10 protein-coding genes, 2 tRNA genes and 3 rRNA genes are annotated in these 17,751 nt (G+C 61.1%); 9 read left to right on the forward strand and 6 right to left on the reverse strand.

The window, feature by feature from the left end; translation table 11 throughout:
- Window positions 1-4: 4 nt before the first annotated feature.
- The 4 genes from ASF90_RS06405 to pyrE form a co-directional block, all read right to left on the reverse strand.
- Window positions 5-934, reverse strand: a complete 930-nt coding sequence (locus ASF90_RS06405) for a ParB/RepB/Spo0J family partition protein (RefSeq protein ID WP_055847405.1) — start codon at window positions 932-934, stop codon at window positions 5-7.
- Window positions 934-1,731, reverse strand: a complete 798-nt coding sequence (locus ASF90_RS06410; protein ID WP_055847409.1) for an AAA family ATPase — start codon at window positions 1,729-1,731, stop codon at window positions 934-936. Before ASF90_RS06410 ends, ASF90_RS06405 begins: the two co-directional genes overlap by 1 nt.
- 115 nt (window positions 1,732-1,846) lie before the next feature.
- Window positions 1,847-2,458, reverse strand: a complete 612-nt coding sequence (locus ASF90_RS06415) for a hypothetical protein (RefSeq protein ID WP_055847411.1) — start codon at window positions 2,456-2,458, stop codon at window positions 1,847-1,849.
- 76 nt (window positions 2,459-2,534) lie between these two features.
- Entirely contained in the window at window positions 2,535-3,194 is a 660-nt protein-coding gene (pyrE, locus tag ASF90_RS06420) for an orotate phosphoribosyltransferase (protein WP_055847413.1), read from the reverse strand.
- Window positions 3,195-3,316: 122 nt separating this feature from the next.
- Between pyrE and ASF90_RS06425 the strand changes: the two genes are divergently transcribed.
- From ASF90_RS06425 to ASF90_RS06435, 3 genes are all read left to right on the forward strand, one after another.
- Window positions 3,317-4,117, forward strand: coding sequence for an exodeoxyribonuclease III (locus ASF90_RS06425; protein WP_055847415.1), 801 nt, complete (start codon window positions 3,317-3,319; stop codon window positions 4,115-4,117).
- A 256-nt stretch (window positions 4,118-4,373) separates the two neighbouring features.
- Window positions 4,374-5,669 (forward strand): MFS transporter, encoded by a 1,296-nt coding sequence (locus ASF90_RS06430; RefSeq protein WP_055847418.1) that lies wholly within the window; start codon window positions 4,374-4,376, stop codon window positions 5,667-5,669.
- 58 nt (window positions 5,670-5,727) lie between these two features.
- Window positions 5,728-5,955: a hypothetical protein gene (locus ASF90_RS06435; protein WP_055847421.1), complete on the forward strand. Its 228-nt coding sequence runs from the start codon at window positions 5,728-5,730 to the stop codon at window positions 5,953-5,955.
- A gap of 417 nt (window positions 5,956-6,372) precedes the next feature.
- Here the strand turns inward: ASF90_RS06435 and ASF90_RS06440 are convergent, their stop codons facing one another.
- Window positions 6,373-7,506 (reverse strand): anhydro-N-acetylmuramic acid kinase, encoded by a 1,134-nt coding sequence (locus tag ASF90_RS06440; protein ID WP_055847423.1) that lies wholly within the window; start codon window positions 7,504-7,506, stop codon window positions 6,373-6,375.
- A 483-nt stretch (window positions 7,507-7,989) separates the two neighbouring features.
- Window positions 7,990-9,408: a M23 family metallopeptidase gene (locus tag ASF90_RS06445; RefSeq protein ID WP_055847426.1), complete on the reverse strand. Its 1,419-nt coding sequence runs from the start codon at window positions 9,406-9,408 to the stop codon at window positions 7,990-7,992.
- A gap of 170 nt (window positions 9,409-9,578) precedes the next feature.
- Here ASF90_RS06445 and tyrS point away from each other — a divergent pair, with 170 nt between their 5' ends.
- From tyrS to rrf, 6 genes are all read left to right on the forward strand, one after another.
- Window positions 9,579-10,790, forward strand: coding sequence for a tyrosine--tRNA ligase (gene tyrS, locus ASF90_RS06450; RefSeq protein WP_055847429.1), 1,212 nt, complete (start codon window positions 9,579-9,581; stop codon window positions 10,788-10,790).
- 827 nt (window positions 10,791-11,617) lie between these two features.
- A 16S ribosomal RNA gene (locus ASF90_RS06455) occupies window positions 11,618-13,164 on the forward strand.
- 94 nt (window positions 13,165-13,258) lie between these two features.
- Window positions 13,259-13,334, forward strand: a tRNA-Ala gene (locus ASF90_RS06460).
- A 19-nt stretch (window positions 13,335-13,353) separates the two neighbouring features.
- A tRNA-Ile gene (locus ASF90_RS06465) sits at window positions 13,354-13,430 on the forward strand.
- 228 nt (window positions 13,431-13,658) lie between these two features.
- Window positions 13,659-16,539, forward strand: a 23S ribosomal RNA gene (locus tag ASF90_RS06470).
- A 169-nt stretch (window positions 16,540-16,708) separates the two neighbouring features.
- Window positions 16,709-16,823, forward strand: a 5S ribosomal RNA gene (gene rrf, locus ASF90_RS06475).
- The 16S, 23S and 5S rRNA genes sit together here with 2 tRNA genes alongside, the layout of an rRNA operon.
- Window positions 16,824-17,751 lie beyond the last annotated feature (928 nt).

The following is a 17,751-nucleotide window of genomic DNA, read 5'->3' on the forward strand; positions in this document are numbered from 1 at the left end:
TGCATCACCCCTTGCGGGTTCGCAAGCGTTCCAGCACGCCTTCCAGGGTGTCCAGGTCGGTGTAATGGATCACCAGCTTGCCCTTGCCGCCGCGGCCGTGATTGAACACCACCTTGGTGCCCAGCGATTCGGACAGCTCGGTCTGCAGCGACGCGATATCGGCCTGCGGCGCAGCGGTCACCGGCTTGCCCTTGCGCAGCGAGCCCGGCACCTTGCCGGCGGCGAACTGCTGCGCGCGGTGTTCGACTTCGCGCACCGACCAACCCTGGTCGGCCGCTTCCTGCGCCAGCTTGCTGGCCAGTTCCGGCGCCAGGGTGAGCAGCGCACGCGCATGGCCCATTTCCAGGCGACGGGTTTCCAGCAGCACCCGGATCGCCACCGGCAATTCCAGCAGCCGCAGCAGGTTGGACACCGACGCCCGCGAGCGGCCCACCGCTTCGGCGGCCTCGGCATGGGTCAGCGAAAATTCGTCGATCAACCGCTGCAGCGCCTGCGCTTCTTCCAGCGGGTTGAGGTCTTCGCGCTGGATGTTCTCGATCAGCGCCATCGCGATGACGGTGCGGTCGTCCAGCTCGCGCACCACCACCGGCACTTCGCTCAGCCCGGCCAGCTGCGAGGCGCGCCAGCGGCGTTCGCCGGCCACGATCTCGAACTGCGCCGGCCCCAACGCGCGCGCCACGATCGGCTGGATCACGCCCTGCGCCTTGATCGACTCCGCCAGCTCGGCCAGCTTGACCTCGTCCATCTCCCGGCGCGGCTGGTACTTGCCCGGCTGCAGTTGTCCCACCGGCAACTGGCGCAGGGTGTCGCCCGGCTGCAGCGCGTCTTCGCTGGTTGCGCCAGGTGCCGTTGCCGCTGCTGCGCCCTTCGGTCCCAACAGCGCTTCCAGGCCACGGCCCAGACCGCGCTTCTTTGCCAGGGGCGGCTTGCTCATCAGACGGTCTCCACGGGCCGGACGGCCTTGTTGCGGTCGTTCTGGCGGCGCACGATTTCGCCGGCCAGCCCCAGGTACGCCACGCCACCGCGCGAGGTGCGGTCGTAACCGAGGATGCTCTGGCCATGGCTGGGCGCTTCGGCCAGGCGCACGTTGCGCGGCACGATGGTGCGGAACACCTTGTCGCCAAAATGCTCGGTTAGCTCGGCCGACACCGCATTGGCCAGGTTGTTGCGGATATCGAACATCGTGCGCAGCACGCCTTCGATTTCCAGCGCCGGGTTGAGGTTGGCACGCAGCGCTTCGATGGTTTCCAACAGCGCGGTCAACCCTTCCAGTGCGTAGTACTCGCACTGCATCGGCACGATGATCGAGTCGGCCGCAGTCAACGCATTGAGCGTCAGCAGCGACAGCGCCGGCGGGCAGTCGATCAGGATGAAATCGTACTCGTCGCGGATCGGCGCCAGTGCGCGCTTGAGCCGCTGCTCGCGCTCGCCCTGATCCATCAGCTGGATCTCGGCAGCGGTCAGGTCGATGTTTCCCGGCAGCAGGTCGAAGCCTTCCGGCGCGGTTACCCGGATCTCGGCAGCGGTGTTCTCGCCCAGCAGCAGATCGCAGGTGGAGGCGGCCACATCGCGCTTGTCGATGCCGCTGCCCATGGTGGCGTTGCCCTGCGAGTCCAGATCCACCAGCAACACACGCTTGGGCGCGCGCGCCAGGCCGGCCGCCAGATTGACTGCCGTCGTGGTCTTGCCGACGCCGCCTTTCTGGTTGGCAATGGCGATGATCCGGGCCATGCGGGAGAGCCTCGTGGGCAAGGAGTAAGACCGGCCATTATGCGGGCAGGGCGTCGGATCGGGAAATGCCGCTCGCGGCGGCGCAGCGGGCGAGCGGGAATGCCGCCTGTGCGGTTCAGCCGGTGGGCGCGGTGGCGCCGGGCGGTTCCTTCATGGCGCGGTAGCGCTGCAGGATGTCGGCGATTTCGCCGTCCAGCGCGGTGCGCTGCTGCTCGAAGCTGGTCTGCAGCCGCAACTGCGCCATCAGTTCGCGATGGCGTTGCTGGATGTCGCCGGCCAGCTTGTCGGCCACTGCCTGGCCGGCCAGCTCGCGGTCGCCGGCGGCACGTAACATGCTGACCAGGCCCTCGCGCAGGCTGGTGACATTGAAGCGTGCGGTGTGGATGTTGTTGTCCACGATGGCGATGCGCTCGTTGAACACCCGGCGCAGGTCGTCCTCGCTCTGATACGACATCAGCATGGCCTGATCGGTGCGCTGGCGCATCTGCTCGGCGGCCAGGTCGGCCTGGCGTTGTTGCTCATTGGCCGCAGCCGCAGCGCGCTCGTCGCTGCTCATCGCCCGCTGTACCTCGGCGCTGCGCATGCCGCTTTTGACATTGAACTCGTCGCGCGCCTGATTCACCGCCTCCGGTGGCAGCGTATCGCTGCACACCCGCGCGCCGTTCTGGTTCCAGCAGTACAACTTCTTTGCGGCCGGCTTGTCCTGCGCAGCAACCGGCACGGCCATGACAGCCACGGTCACGGCAGCGAGTAACGCCAAACGTCTGTGTTTCGGCATCATCGCAGCCCCCTGTCGCCTGCCGTCAGCCTGTGGTGTCGGTTCCGTAGCGGCCACGATAGGCCAGCAGCGGTTCCCGGTAGCCGACAAGGTCGGCGTTTCCTGCCGCAAAAGCAAGCAGATCGGCCAGGTTGGCCACCGCGATCACCGGGATGCCGGCCTCGGCCGCCACCGCTTGCGCCGCCGAACGGCGGTCCTGCTCGGAGGCGATCTCCTGCCGGTCCAGCGCCACCACGATGCCGGACGGCGTACCGCCAGCCGCGCGAATGATGCCCAGCGCCTCGCGGATCGCGGTGCCGGCGGTGATCACGTCATCGACGATCAGCACCTTGCGCCCGGCCAGCGGCGCGCCGATCAGGGTGCCGCCCTCGCCATGATCCTTGGCTTCCTTGCGGTTGAACGCCAGCGGCAGATCGCGCCCGCGCCCGGCGTAGGCACAGGCCAGCGCGGTGGCCAGCGGGATGCCCTTGTAGGCCGGGCCGAACAGCAGGTCGAACTCCACCCCGGCCGCATCGATCGCATCGGCATAGCATTGCGCCAGCTGCGCGGTCTTGACCCCGGAATCGAAGCGCCCGGCGTTGAAGAAGTACGGGCTGAGCCGCCCGGACTTGAGCGTGAACTCGCCAAAGCGCAGGGCATCGGCGCCCAGGGCCAGCTGCAGGAAACGGGTGCGGTGGTCGGTCATTGGACGGGAATGGGGAATAGGGAATGGAGAATCGTAAAGCCTACCCCAGCCGCACAAGGAAGGCTGCTGGTGCGCGATGCGTTTACCATTCCCTATTCCCGACTCCCCATTCCCGGCCCCCAATGCGCATCATCAGTTTCAACGCCAACGGCCTGCGCTCGGCCGCCAGCAAAGGTTTCTTCGAGTGGTTCGCCACCCAGGACGCGGACGTGCTGTGCATCCAGGAAACCAAGGCGCAGGAGCATCAGCTGACCGGGCCGGAATTCCTGCCCGCTGGCTACAAGGCCTGGTTTCGCGATGCGAGCACCAAGAAGGGCTACAGCGGCGTGGCGATCTACGCCAAGCGCGCGCCCGACGAAGTGCGCACCGCGCTGGGCTGGCCGGAGTTCGACGAAGAAGGCCGCTACATCGAAGCGCGCTTCGGCAATCTGAGTGTCGTGTCCTTCTATATCCCGTCCGGGTCTTCCGGCGAGCTGCGCCAGGGCTACAAGTTCCAGGTGATGGAATGGCTGCGGCCGATCCTGGACGAGTGGCTGGCCAGTGGTCGCCAGTACGTGCTGTGCGGCGACTGGAACATCGTGCGCTCGGCGCTGGACATCAAGAACTGGAAGTCCAACCAGAAAAATTCCGGCTGCCTGCCGCCCGAGCGCGATTGGCTCAACGGCCTGTGCGCCGACGCGGCAAGCGAAGCCAGCGCCGCCGACGGCCGTGGCTGGGTCGACAGCTACCGCGTCCTGCATCCGCAGGGCGAGGACTACACCTGGTGGAGCAATCGCGGCGCGGCGCGCGCCAACAACGTCGGTTGGCGCATCGACTACCAGCTGGTCACCCCCGGCCTGCGCGACGCACTGCAGGCCTGCGCGATCTATCGTGAGCAGCGCTTTTCCGATCACGCGCCGTATATCGTGGATTACGCGCAGTGAGTGAGCGCGTGCAGCCGGCCGGCGCTGCGACCGGTAAGGATGGACGGACGATTGGTTCAGTGCCTGCAACCAACAGAGACATGGCTGCGATGAGGACCAGCATGTGGATAGCACGTCGCTGCTGGGGTCCGGTCTGTGCAGGTATTGCGCATCCCCTCTGGACCGGCCTGCTCGCCTCCGGGAGCTCGGCCTGCGCGCCGGCCGCTGACAATCCACCGGCCGTATCGCTCGCCAACCGCTTCCACCGGCTGCACGCATGACCAAGCCCGCGCCAAAATACAAAGGGCTGCGCGGCATCCGGCAGGCATTCGCCACCCCATCGGCGGCGACCATGGCGCTGCTGGGTTTCGGCAGCGGGCTGCCATTCCTGCTGATCGCCTCGCAGACGTTGTCGACCCGGCTGCGCGATGTCGGCCTGGACCTGGGCAGCATCGGCCTGATCAGCCTGGCCAGCTTCTTCTATCTGCTCAAATTCCTGTGGGCGCCGCTGATCGACCGCTACGCGTTTCCGCTGACCGCCTTCCTGGGCCGTCGCCGGTCCTGGCTGCTGGTCGCGCAGATCGGCGTGACCATCGGCCTGGTCGCACTGGCGTTTTCGCGGCCGGACCTGAGCGTCACCGGGCTGGTGAGCTGGGTGCTGTTCGCCTCGTTCTGGGGCGCCACCCAGGATTCGGTTGTGGATGCCTATCGCATCGAGATCGCCCCGGAGACCGCACAGGCCGCGTTGGCCGCGACCTACACGCTTGGGTATCGCGTCGGCTTGATCCTGGGCGGCGCGGGTGCGCTGTACATGGCCGAATACCTCGACTGGACCTGGGCCTATCTGGGCATGTCGGCGTTGATGGTGCTGCCGATCATCACCACCCTGGTATGCCGGGAGCCGGACCGCCCCGAAGCCACCGTGGTACGCCGCGTCGACGTTGCGGGTGCGTTCTGGCAGCCCATTTCCAGCTTCTTTTCCAGCAATGGCCTGGCGCTGGGGATTGTGCTGCTGTTATTCGTTGGCCTGTACAAGTTCCCGGACCAGGTGATCGGCGTGATGGCCGGCCCGTTCTATCTGGACTCCGGCTACACCAAGGCCGACATTGCCACCGTCTCCAAGCTGTTCGGTGTCTGGATCGGCATTGCCGGTGCCTTCGCCGGTGGTGCCGCAGTGGCGGCGTTCGGCTTTCGCCGCATGTTGTTGGTGGCCGCGCTGGGAGTGGCGCTGTCCAATCTGGCCTTCCTGCTGATGGCGCACAACCCGGGCAAGCTGTGGGCGTTCTATGCCGCGCTCAGTGCCGACAACCTGTTCCAGGGCTTTGCTGCCACCGTGCTGGTGGCCTTTATGTCGTCGCTGACCGATCGCAACTTCACTGCCACCCAGTACGCACTGCTGGTGTCGCTGGCCAATCTACCGGGCAAGTTCGCCGGCGGCGTGTCCGGGTTCCTGGTCCAGGCCACCTCATACAGCACTTTCTTCATCCTCAGCGCGCTCACCGTGATTCCCACCCTGGCATTGCTGGCCTGGCTATGGCCGCGCTTGCTGGCACACGACCGGCGGCCGGATTGAAACGTCCGCCAAGGTTGCCGATGATGCCGGCGGGGCAATCCATCGCACGAGGAAGGGCATGACCGATCTGGTGTTGCGTGATATCGATCCGGTGCTGGTAGACCGCATCCGCCGCATTTCCGTCGCACGCGGCTGGACCCAGCACCAGACCGTCATGCATCTGCTCGAACAAGGCCTGTTCGCCAGCGAGTTCGAAGTCACCGGTGGCCTGCAGCACCCGGAAGTCGATGCCCTGGCCGAAGCCATCGCCGCGCTCAAGGCGCTGCCGGCCGGCAACACGCCTTAGAGCGGCTGACAGAACCGGCGCGGACAGTCGTCGGATGGGTGCCGTACGCGTGCTCAGAATCGCAGTTGCGAGTGGTAAGCCAGGCTTGCCAGCACTGCACGCGCCCGCCTGGTGGTGCGCGCAGTTGTCTTGTTAGCCGCTCTCCGCGGTCACTCTCTACCTGCGCGCCTTGCAAGGTGTTTGTCGTAAAGCTTCAGCTCAATCGATGCATCCAGTTGCGCAGGCCAGGCCAGTCGTTATGTATGCAGCGGCCATGGATTACTGAACATGCATCACTCGCTAAGCGCTAAGGCTCGATAGCGGCCGGCAAGCTTGCGTGTTTTTCAGAACCACCTCGCTGCGTTGGCCTTGGCAACCTGGCGCGTGGCGCCAGCGCGGGCCCCTGGCTTAGGGCGCCAGCGTTGGTCGTGTGGCGATTCACGCCGGATAGATCGCCCCCAGCAGTCGCGGCCCCGCAGCCCCGGTGACCGAAGGCAGATTTGCCGGTCGCCCGGCCAGCAATTCGGCCGCCAGCCATGCAAATCCCATCGCCTCGAGATAATCCGGGTCCAGCCCGTGTCGCGCGCTGGATTCCACCACCACACCTGGCAGCCGCGCCGCCAGCCGCGCCATCAGTACCGGATTGCGCACGCCGCCGCCGCACACCAGCACGCGGCGGGTCTGCGGCTGCAGGCGCAGCAAGGCATCGGCCACGGTAGCGGCAGTGAGCTCGAGCAAGGTCGCCTGTACATCGGCGGGCTGCAGCGTCGCGCTGCCCATCGCCTGCCGCACCCAGGCCAGATGGAAATGTTCGCGCCCAGTGCTCTTGGGCGGCGCCAGCGCAAACCACGGGTCGGCCAGCAACGCCTGCAGCAACGACGCATCCACATTGCCACTGGCAGCAAACGCACCTTCGGCGTCGAACGCCGTGCCGCGATGGTGCAGGCACCAGCTATCCAGCAACGCATTGGCCGGGCCGGTATCGAAGCCCAGCACTGTGCCATCGCGCGGAATCAAGGTCAGGTTGCCGATCCCGCCCAGATTGAGCACGGCGCGGTCTTCATCTCCGGCCCCCAGCATCGCCAGATGAAACGCCGGCATCAGCGGCGCGCCTTGGCCCCCGGCGGCCACATCGCGGCGGCGGAAGTCGGCCGCCGTGGTGATCCCGGTGTGCTCGGCAATCCTGCTCGCATCGCCGATCTGCCAGGTAAAGGCCGGGTCGCCGGTCGGCCGATGGCGAATGGTCTGCCCATGCGAGCCGATTGCGCGGATGTGCTGTCGCGCGATGCCACAGGTGTCGATCAATTGATTGGCCGCGTCCGCGAAGGCCAGGCCTACCTGCGCATCCAGCTGCCCCAGCGCATCGATGGCGATGGTCTCGGCGCCCTGGCCCAGCGCCACCAACGTCTCGCGCAGCTGCGGTGCCCACGGCACTGTCATGCCTGCCACCAGTTCGCAACGGCAGTGGCGGTCATCGGCAAAACGCACCAGCGCGGCATCGATGCCATCGGCGCTGGTGCCCGACATCAGGCCCAGATACAGCGGGGAGTTTTCGTGTTCCAGAACAGTCATGCCAAAGCCAATTGCGCAGCGGTCACCCAGCTTGTGCAGCTCAGGGAGGCCAGTCAACTGGCCTGTCGATGGGCTGGCCCGGAAGGGCGGTGACCCTTACAAGCGAAGGCCACCAGCAGGCAGGAATCCACGCGACCATCTAGGAGCGGCGAGCAAAGCGTCGCGAGCAATCGTCACGTGGGGATGGACGACGCGGAAAACCGGAGTGTAAGAGGGTGAGCTGCTGCACCGAGCACCGTCCGCGCCCGTCTGTTGGCTGCACCGCAGTTTTGTCAGCTGCTGTCAATGCGCCGCTGACGTCTTCACCGCTTCCGCTGATTGCAACAGTTTGCTGACGTGCTGGTCGGCGCGGACACGCCTGCCGACCAAGGCGACTGCCAAGAGCGCCCCGCAGATCTCAAGCGAACTCGCGCAACTGCAGTCGCTCGGCACGGCGGCACGCGGACCAGTGCTACCCGCACCGGTTAATGCCCGCCGCAGTCCTCAGCCGCGCGACTTGTTCTTGGCGGGTTTGTTGGCATCGGCATAGATCATCTTTTCCATGCCTTCGATGCGCGCCATGGCCGGTGCGGTCTGTGCACGGAAGGCGGCCAGTTCGGCGCCCTGCAGCGGCTCCGGCGGCGGCATCGTCACTGACATCGGGTTGCGCTGCTGCCCGGCGACGCGGAATTCGTAATGCAGATGCGGGCCGGTGGCCAGGCCGGTCATGCCGACATAGCCAATCACCGTGCCCTGATTGATGCGCTGGCCCGCCTTGACCTTGCCGAAGCGCGACATGTGCCCGTACAGCGTGCTGTAGTTCTTGCCGTGATCCAGGATCACGACATTGCCGTAGCCGCGCTGGGTGCCGACGAACACCACTCGCGCATCGCCGGCCGCCATGATCGGCGTGCCCGACGCGGCCGCGTAATCCACACCTTTATGCATGCGCATCGTGCCCAGCACCGGATGCTTGCGCGCACCGAAGGTGGAGCTGATGCGGCTATACGCCACCGGCATGCGGATAAAGCTCTTCTTCAACGGCCGGCCGGTGATGTCGTAATACTCGGCCGGCTTGCCGGCGCGCTCGAAGCGGAATCCGGTATAGGTCTTGCCGCCGGTGGTGAAGGTCGCCGCCAGGATGTCGCCGGTGTTGATCCGCTCGCCTTCACGCCAGGTTTCATCCATCACCACGCTGAAACGGTCGCCTGGCTGCAGATCCTTATCGAAGTCGATGTCGTACTTGAAGATCTCGTCGGTCATGATCGCCACCGCAGCTGGCGACAGCCCTGACTTGCCGGCCGATGCGGACAGCGAACTGCTGATTTCTCCGCTGGCCACCACGGTGCGCGTGGTCGTCGCGCGCTCGGTCACCTTTTCGCGCACGCTGTCGCCCAACAGGCGCAATTCCACCCGATGGCTGTCGTCGCGATCAAAGCGCAGTGCTCGTAACTCACCCGGCGTCGGCAGATCGAACGCAATCTCGGTCCCCGGGCGCAGCTTGGTCAGCGCCTCCTTGGTACCCGGATGCGCCAGCACCTGATACATCACCGCGGTCGGGATTCCCAACTCCCCGAACAAGGTGCTCAGCGTCTGTCCCGACTTGACCTGCAGGATTTCCCACTCGGTGCTCGGCGCCAGCTGCTTGCGGCTGGGCACCAGGGGAGGCAATGGCAATGCCAGCGTGGAATGGCTGGAGAGCGGGGTGTCGATGGCATTGGAAAAGCCCGGCACGATCGTGGCCACCATCGCGCCGATGGTCGCGAACAGGCTGGCGTGGATCCAGTGACGGCGCGTCCAACGGTCGTTGAACGCGGCCGGGAGGTGCTGCTTGAGCTTGCGATGCAGTGCAGTGTCGTGGAGGACGTGGAGGCGTTCTTGAAAGCGCCGCTTGCGTGCACGGCCCTGCTCTGAGTTCTGCATCGTTGGATTTCCTCGCTGGCTCGAAGTGCGAGCCCAATCGCCGGTACCATAGACAGCCTGCAACAGCGCGTCAAACCATTGAGCCTGTTCATTATTTTCACTTGGCGCGGAATTAACCCGCGTTTAACATCATTCACGTTGTTGACGGCAAACGCCGCTGGAGTCTGTGGTTGGCCACTATCGAAGAATCCCTCGCACTCATTGGCCGTGGCGCCGACGAGATTCTCAAGCTCGATCAGCTTGAAGCCCGCCTGACGTCGGGCGTCCCGCTGCGGGTGAAGGCCGGCTTCGACCCCACAGCGCCGGATCTGCACCTGGGTCACACCGTGTTGCTCAACAAGATGCGGCAATTTCAGGAGCTGGGTCACCAGGTCATTTTTTTGATCGGCGACTTCACCGGCATGATCGGCGACCCGAGCGGCAAGAACGCCACCCGCAAACCGCTCAGTCGCGACGATGTGCTAGCCAATGCCCGCACCTATGAAGAGCAGGTCTTCAAGATCCTGGACCGCGAGCGCACCGAAGTACGCTTTAACTCCGAGTGGTTCGGCCAGATGAGCGCCGCCGACATGATCAAGCTGTCCGCCCAGCACACCGTGGCGCGCATGCTCGAGCGCGACGATTTCGCCAAGCGCTTCGCCGGCCAGCAGCCGATCGCCATCCATGAGTTCCTTTATCCATTGGTGCAAGGCTACGACTCGGTGGCGTTGAAGGCCGACGTCGAACTGGGCGGCACCGATCAGAAGTTCAACCTGTTGATGGGCCGTGGTCTGCAGGAGCATTACGGCCAGGCGCCGCAGGTCGTGCTGACCATGCCGTTGCTGGAAGGGCTGGACGGCGTCGCCAAGATGTCCAAGTCGCTGGGCAACTACATCGGTATCAATGAGCCGGCGATCGATATCGTCACCAAGACCATGAAGATCGGCGACGAGCTGACCTGGCGCTGGATCGATCTGTTGTCCTTCGACATCGGCGTGGCCGAAGCGGCACGCTTGAAAGAGCAGGTCGCCTCCGGTGAACTGCATCCGCGCGATGTCAAATTGCGCCTGGCCCGCGAACTGACGACGCGTTTCCACGATGCAGCGACAACCGAACAGGCCATCGCCGGCTGGCACGCCGTGGTCACAGGGCAGGGCGACACCAGTCTGTTGCCGCTGCAGGAGGTCGTGGTCCCGGCGGAAGGACTGCGGATTGCCAGCCTGCTGACGGCTGCCGGGCTTACGCCGAGCAACTCAGAGGCCAATCGCAAGCTCAAGGAGCGCGCGGTCAAGATCGACGGCGAGGTGATAGAGAATGCCGGCCGCGTCTTCGGCCCAGGATTCGAAGCCGTCATCCAGGTGGGCAAGCGCAATTTCGCCAGGGTGTTGCTGGTCGCTGCGTGAGCCGGCGGCAGCGTTGCTGCACAGCCGCAACATTGGGTCGCTGTCGCAACACTCTATATATGTGAGTCGCGACCCATGCGTTGCCTTTCAATGTGTCCTGCGAGACCAAACCAGTGCCAGCGCAAGCATTTGGCAATCCCGTGAAATTTTTTTCACAAAAGGCTTCCCAAAATTGCTTCGTAGGCATATAGTTCGCCTCCCCCGACGCAACGGACTTCGCAAACGCGGAACCAGAGCGAAAGGGTTGGAAAATCCCCTGAAATTAGGGTGTTGACGAAACGGAAAAGCCGGCTATGATGGGCGGCTCGCTACACGGAAAGACGCTACGGCGGATTGAAGTGCAGCGGCGGCAACTTCCTCTTCAAGGTGTTGACGAAACGGAAAAGCCGGCTATGATGGGCGGCTCGCTACACGGAAAGACGCTACGGCGGATTGAAGTGCAGCGGCGGCAACTTCCTCTTCACGAGGGGTTGACGGAGATGAAAAGCCTGCTAATATGGCCKGCTCGCTTCGCAGAAAACCTTCGGGTTGAAACGAAGCAGCGTCAACCACCTCGGAAACAAGGTGTTGACGGCAAGAAAAAGTCCGCTATAATGGGCGGCTCGCTTCGACGGAAACGACGAAGCTGACGGGAACGGCGCTGAGGCCACTTCCCAATGTTCTTTGACAGTGTGCGCAGGTAATTTGTGCGGACGCCTGCAGGAAGGATGATTGTCCATCTTGCAGACGTTTAATCAAAAAGCAACATATTAATTGCTTTGCAAGCGATAAGTTGTCAGTGGTTGAACTTCTGCAGCTAAAGTAATTTGTCTTCGGACATGTAATTTTAAGTGAAGAGTTTGATCCTGGCTCAGAGTGAACGCTGGCGGCAGGCCTAACACATGCAAGTCGAACGGCAGCACAGTAAGAGCTTGCTCTTATGGGTGGCGAGTGGCGGACGGGTGAGGAATACATCGGAATCTACTCTTTCGTGGGGGATAACGTAGGGAAACTTACGCTAATACCGCATACGACCTACGGGTGAAAGCGGAGGACCTTCGGGCTTCGCGCGATTGAATGAGCCGATGTCGGATTAGCTAGTTGGCGGGGTAAAGGCCCACCAAGGCGACGATCCGTAGCTGGTCTGAGAGGATGATCAGCCACACTGGAACTGAGACACGGTCCAGACTCCTACGGGAGGCAGCAGTGGGGAATATTGGACAATGGGCGCAAGCCTGATCCAGCCATGCCGCGTGGGTGAAGAAGGCCTTCGGGTTGTAAAGCCCTTTTGTTGGGAAAGAAAAGCAGTCGGTTAATACCCGATTGTTCTGACGGTACCCAAAGAATAAGCACCGGCTAACTTCGTGCCAGCAGCCGCGGTAATACGAAGGGTGCAAGCGTTACTCGGAATTACTGGGCGTAAAGCGTGCGTAGGTGGTGGTTTAAGTCTGTTGTGAAAGCCCTGGGCTCAACCTGGGAATTGCAGTGGATACTGGGTCACTAGAGTGTGGTAGAGGGTAGCGGAATTCCCGGTGTAGCAGTGAAATGCGTAGAGATCGGGAGGAACATCCGTGGCGAAGGCGGCTACCTGGACCAACACTGACACTGAGGCACGAAAGCGTGGGGAGCAAACAGGATTAGATACCCTGGTAGTCCACGCCCTAAACGATGCGAACTGGATGTTGGGTGCAATTTGGCACGCAGTATCGAAGCTAACGCGTTAAGTTCGCCGCCTGGGGAGTACGGTCGCAAGACTGAAACTCAAAGGAATTGACGGGGGCCCGCACAAGCGGTGGAGTATGTGGTTTAATTCGATGCAACGCGAAGAACCTTACCTGGTCTTGACATCCACGGAACTTTCCAGAGATGGATTGGTGCCTTCGGGAACCGTGAGACAGGTGCTGCATGGCTGTCGTCAGCTCGTGTCGTGAGATGTTGGGTTAAGTCCCGCAACGAGCGCAACCCTTGTCCTTAGTTGCCAGCACGTAATGGTGGGAACTCTAAGGAGACCGCCGGTGACAAACCGGAGGAAGGTGGGGATGACGTCAAGTCATCATGGCCCTTACGACCAGGGCTACACACGTACTACAATGGTAGGGACAGAGGGCTGCAAACCCGCGAGGGCAAGCCAATCCCAGAAACCCTATCTCAGTCCGGATTGGAGTCTGCAACTCGACTCCATGAAGTCGGAATCGCTAGTAATCGCAGATCAGCATTGCTGCGGTGAATACGTTCCCGGGCCTTGTACACACCGCCCGTCACACCATGGGAGTTTGTTGCACCAGAAGCAGGTAGCTTAACCTTCGGGAGGGCGCTTGCCACGGTGTGGCCGATGACTGGGGTGAAGTCGTAACAAGGTAGCCGTATCGGAAGGTGCGGCTGGATCACCTCCTTTTGAGCATGACGTCATTCGTCCTGTCGGGCGTCCTCACAAATTACCTGCATTCAGAGATTCATACCGGCACAGGTCGGTATGCGAAGTCCCTTTTGGGGCCTTAGCTCAGCTGGGAGAGCACCTGCTTTGCAAGCAGGGGGTCGTCGGTTCGATCCCGACAGGCTCCACCATATTGAGTGAAAAGACTTCGGGTCTGTAGCTCAGGTGGTTAGAGCGCACCCCTGATAAGGGTGAGGTCGGTAGTTCGAGTCTACCCAGACCCACCACTCTGAATGTAGTGCACACTTAAGAATTTATATGGGTCAGCGTTGAGGCTGATACATGTTCTTTTATAACTTGTGACGTAGCGAGCGTTTGAGATATCTATCTAAACGTGTCGTTGAGGCTAAGGCGGGGACTTCGAGTCCCTAAGTAATTGAGTCGTATGTTCGCGTTGGTGGCTTTGTACCCCACACAACACGTACATGTAGCTCCGAGGCAACTTGGGGTTATATGGTCAAGCGAATAAGCGCACACGGTGGATGCCTAGGCGGTCAGAGGCGATGAAGGACGTGGTAGCCTGCGAAAAGTGTCGGGGAGCTGGCAACAAGCTTTGATCCGGCAATATCCGAATGGGGAAACCCACTGCTTCGGCAGTATCCTGCAGTGAATTCATAGCTGCTGGAAGCGAACCCGGTGAACTGAAATATCTAAGTAACCGGAGGAAAAGAAATCAACCGAGATTCCCTAAGTAGTGACGAGCGAACGGGGAACAGCCCTTAAGCTGGAATGGCTTTAGAAAAACAATCTGGAAAGATTGGCCATAGAAGGTGATAGCCCTGTATTTAAAAGGGCCACTCCAGTGAAGACGAGTAGGGCGGGGCACGTGAAACCCTGTCTGAATATGGGGGGACCATCCTCCAAGGCTAAATACTCCTGACCGACCGATAGTGAACCAGTACCGTGAGGGAAAGGCGAAAAGAACCCCGGAGAGGGGAGTGAAATAGATCCTGAAACCGTGTGCGTACAAGCAGTAGGAGCTCGCAAGAGTGACTGCGTACCTTTTGTATAATGGGTCAGCGACTTACTGTTCGTGGCAAGCTTAACCGTATAGGGGAGGCGAAGGGAAACCGAGTCTGATAAGGGCGCATAGTCGCGGGCAGTAGACCCGAAACCGGGTGATCTAGTCATGGCCAGGGTGAAGGTGCCGTAACAGGTACTGGAGGCCCGAACCCACGTCTGTTGCAAAAGACGGGGATGAGCTGTGATTAGGAGTGAAAAGCTAATCGAACCCGGAGATAGCTGGTTCTCCTCGAAAGCTATTTAGGTAGCGCCTCGGACGAATACTACTGGGGGTAGAGCACTGTTATGGCTAGGGGGTCATCGCGACTTACCAAACCATTGCAAACTCCGAATACCAGTACGTACTATCCGGGAGACACACGGCGGGTGCTAACGTCCGTCGTGAAAAGGGAAACAACCCAGACCCACAGCTAAGGTCCCAAATTCACTGCTAAGTGGAAAACGATGTGGAAAGGCACAGACAGCCAGGAGGTTGGCTTAGAAGCAGCCACCCTTTAAAGAAAGCGTAATAGCTCACTGGTCGAGTCGGTCTGCGCGGAAGATTTAACGGGGCTAAGCAGTGAACCGAAGCTTGGGGTGCATAAAACTTGTTTTATGCGCGGTAGAGGAGCGTTCCGTAAGCCTGCGAAGGTGGATTGAGAAGTCTGCTGGAGGTATCGGAAGTGCGAATGCTGACATGAGTAACGATAATGCGGGTGAAAAGCCCGCACGCCGAAAGCCCAAGGTTTCCTTGCGCAACGTTAATCGACGCAGGGTTAGTCGGTCCCTAAGGCGAGGGCGAAAGCCGTAGTCGATGGGAAGCAGGTTAATATTCCTGCACCTCGCGTGAGTGCGATGGAGGGACGGAGAAGGTTAGGTGTACCGGGCGTTGGTTGTCCCGGGGAAAGGCGGTAGGTTTGAATCTTTGGCAAATCCGGGATTCTTTAAGACCGAGCACCGAGACGAGCCTTTATGGCGAAGTCACTGATACCACGCTTCCAGGAAAAGCTCCTAAGCTTCAGCTCACGAAGACCGTACCGTAAACCGACACAGGTGGGTAGGATGAGAATTCTCAGGCGCTTGAGAGAACTCGGGTGAAGGAACTAGGCAACATGGCACCGTAACTTCGGGAGAAGGTGCACCCTTTTTGGTGGCTCATGCGAGCTATAGCTGAAGAGGGTCGCAGAAACCAGGCCGCTGCGACTGTTTATCAAAAACACAGCACTCTGCAAACACGAAAGTGGACGTATAGGGTGTGACGCCTGCCCGGTGCTGGAAGGTTAATTGATGGGGTCAGCCGCAAGGCGAAGCTCTTGATCGAAGCCCCAGTAAACGGCGGCCGTAACTATAACGGTCCTAAGGTAGCGAAATTCCTTGTCGGGTAAGTTCCGACCTGCACGAATGGCGTAACGACAGCGGCGCTGTCTCCACCCGAGACTCAGTGAAATTGAAATCGCTGTGAAGATGCAGCGTTCCCGTGGCAAGACGGAAAGACCCCGTGAACCTTTACTATAGCTTTACACTGAACGTTGAGTTCGTCTGTGTAGGATAGGTGGGAGGCTATGAAACTGTGGCGCTAGCTGCAGTGGAGCCATCCTTGAAATACCACCCTGTCGTGCTTGACGTTCTAACCTAGATCCGTTATCCGGATCAGGGACCGTGTATGGTGGGTAGTTTGACTGGGGCGGTCTCCTCCTAAAGAGTAACGGAGGAGCACGAAGGTACGCTCAGCGCGGTCGGACATCGCGCACTGTGTGCAAAGGCATAAGCGTGCTTGACTGCAAGATCGACGGATCAAGCAGGTACGAAAGTAGGTCTTAGTGATCCGGTGGTTCTGTATGGAAGGGCCATCGCTCAACGGATAAAAGGTACTCCGGGGATAACAGGCTGATACCGCCCAAGAGTTCATATCGACGGCGGTGTTTGGCACCTCGATGTCGGCTCATCACATCCTGGGGCTGTAGTCGGTCCCAAGGGTATGGCTGTTCGCCATTTAAAGTGGTACGCGAGCTGGGTTCAGAACGTCGTGAGACAGTTCGGTCCCTATCTGCCATGGGCGTTGGAAGTTTGAGAGGGGCTGCTCCTAGTACGAGAGGACCGGAGTGGACGAACCTCTGGTGTTCCGGTTGTCACGCCAGTGGCATTGCCGGGTAGCTATGTTCGGAAGCGATAACCGCTGAAAGCATCTAAGCGGGAAGCGCGCCTCAAGATGAGACTTCCCGGGGCACAAGCCCCCTAAAGGAACCATATAGACTATGTGGTTGATAGGTCAGGTGTGTAAGTACAGCAATGTATTGAGCTAACTGATACTAATGATCCGTGCGGCTTGACCATATAACCTCAAGTTGCCTTGGTCCCAACGAACGTTGGTAGATCCGCAAACGCAAGCTACGTCACAAGTTAACTATGCGAGACGAGCGCCGTAGGCGCTTCAACGCAAACGYTTGCACTAACCTGCATCCGTTTGCCACGAAGCTCCGACTGGCGACACTCCAACCGTCTCCCTGGTGAAATTAGCGCTGTGGAACCACCCGATCCCATCCCGAACTCGGAAGTGAAACGCAGCTGCGCCGATGGTAGTGTGGCTCAAGCCATGCGAGAGTAGGTCATCGCCAGGGGCTTTACCCGAAACCCTCAGTCCAACTGGACTGAGGGTTTCTTTTTGCCTGGTCGTTAGAAAAATACTCCGCAACCCGCCAAACCCGCGCCGGACCGCGTGTCGCGCTACAAATGGCAGGCCTGCGACACGCGTACGCCTGCCTGGCGCGGCGACCCGCACGCACGTACCAGCCAATCTTCATTGCGTTACATGGCGCTCGAACCACGCGCAGCTAGGTGACGACGACGTACACGATATGTGTCGCTCACAAACCCTCGCCTGTGCTCCTGGAGACCGCTATCTGGTGGCTGACTNCCTGCCTGGCGCGGCGACCCGCACGCACGTACCAGCCAATCTTCATTGCGTTACATGGCGCTCGAACCACGCGCAGCTAGGTGACGACGACGTACACGATATGTGTCGCTCACAAACCCTCGCCTGTGCTCCTGGAGACCGCTATCTGGTGGCTGACTGATTGCCGCTCGATTGCTTTTCTGCATGCCGACCTCCAGCCGCACGCGACCTGCAAACAGAGAGGTGCTGCCCGTGAGGCGCCGCCCGCGCTGCAAGGGGCGACTCATGCCAGCGGAAGGTGACGCTGCCGCTGCCAACATGCCGGCGAGTGAGCTCGGCATAGCGTGTGACACTGACACTGACACTGAGGAACTGAGGCATCGAAGCTTCGAGGCAGACGAATGAGCATCGATCAAACGAGCTTTACTGATCAATCCCGCTGAATTGGGTCGAATCCCGACAGCGGTGAGGCTGCTGCCGGCATTTCTCCGGCTAAAGGGATTCTTAAACAAGGGCGTGCCGAACGGTGGCGCGAAACCAGGCCGCAATGACCGGATGACCCGATGCATTCAACGACGCCAATCTCGATTGGCGACCCAAGGCGCCTGGCTTGCTGGCCGCTTCATACGTGAATCGGCGGCACTTGATCGACC

Origin of the sequence: Xanthomonas sp. Leaf148, assembly GCF_001423585.1 — a bacterium.
Taxonomy (GTDB): Bacteria; Pseudomonadota; Gammaproteobacteria; order Xanthomonadales; family Xanthomonadaceae; genus Xanthomonas.

What these genes read in the sequence shown, in the direction of transcription:
- ASF90_RS06425 (WP_055847415.1), top strand. Translation starts at nt 3,317, where the DNA reads ATGCGCATCATCAGTTTCAACGCCAACGGCCTGCGCTCGGCCGCCAGC.
- ASF90_RS06410 (WP_055847409.1), bottom strand. Translation starts at nt 1,731, where the DNA reads ATGGCCCGGATCATCGCCATTGCCAACCAGAAAGGCGGCGTCGGCAAG.
- ASF90_RS06405 (WP_055847405.1), bottom strand. Translation starts at nt 934, where the DNA reads ATGAGCAAGCCGCCCCTGGCAAAGAAGCGCGGTCTGGGCCGTGGCCTG.
- ASF90_RS06445 (WP_055847426.1), bottom strand. Translation starts at nt 9,408, where the DNA reads ATGCAGAACTCAGAGCAGGGCCGTGCACGCAAGCGGCGCTTTCAAGAA.
- pyrE (WP_055847413.1), bottom strand. Translation starts at nt 3,194, where the DNA reads ATGACCGACCACCGCACCCGTTTCCTGCAGCTGGCCCTGGGCGCCGAT.
- ASF90_RS06435 (WP_055847421.1), top strand. Translation starts at nt 5,728, where the DNA reads ATGACCGATCTGGTGTTGCGTGATATCGATCCGGTGCTGGTAGACCGC.
- ASF90_RS06440 (WP_055847423.1), bottom strand. Translation starts at nt 7,506, where the DNA reads ATGACTGTTCTGGAACACGAAAACTCCCCGCTGTATCTGGGCCTGATG.
- ASF90_RS06430 (WP_055847418.1), top strand. Translation starts at nt 4,374, where the DNA reads ATGACCAAGCCCGCGCCAAAATACAAAGGGCTGCGCGGCATCCGGCAG.
- ASF90_RS06415 (WP_055847411.1), bottom strand. Translation starts at nt 2,458, where the DNA reads ATGGCCGTGCCGGTTGCTGCGCAGGACAAGCCGGCCGCAAAGAAGTTG.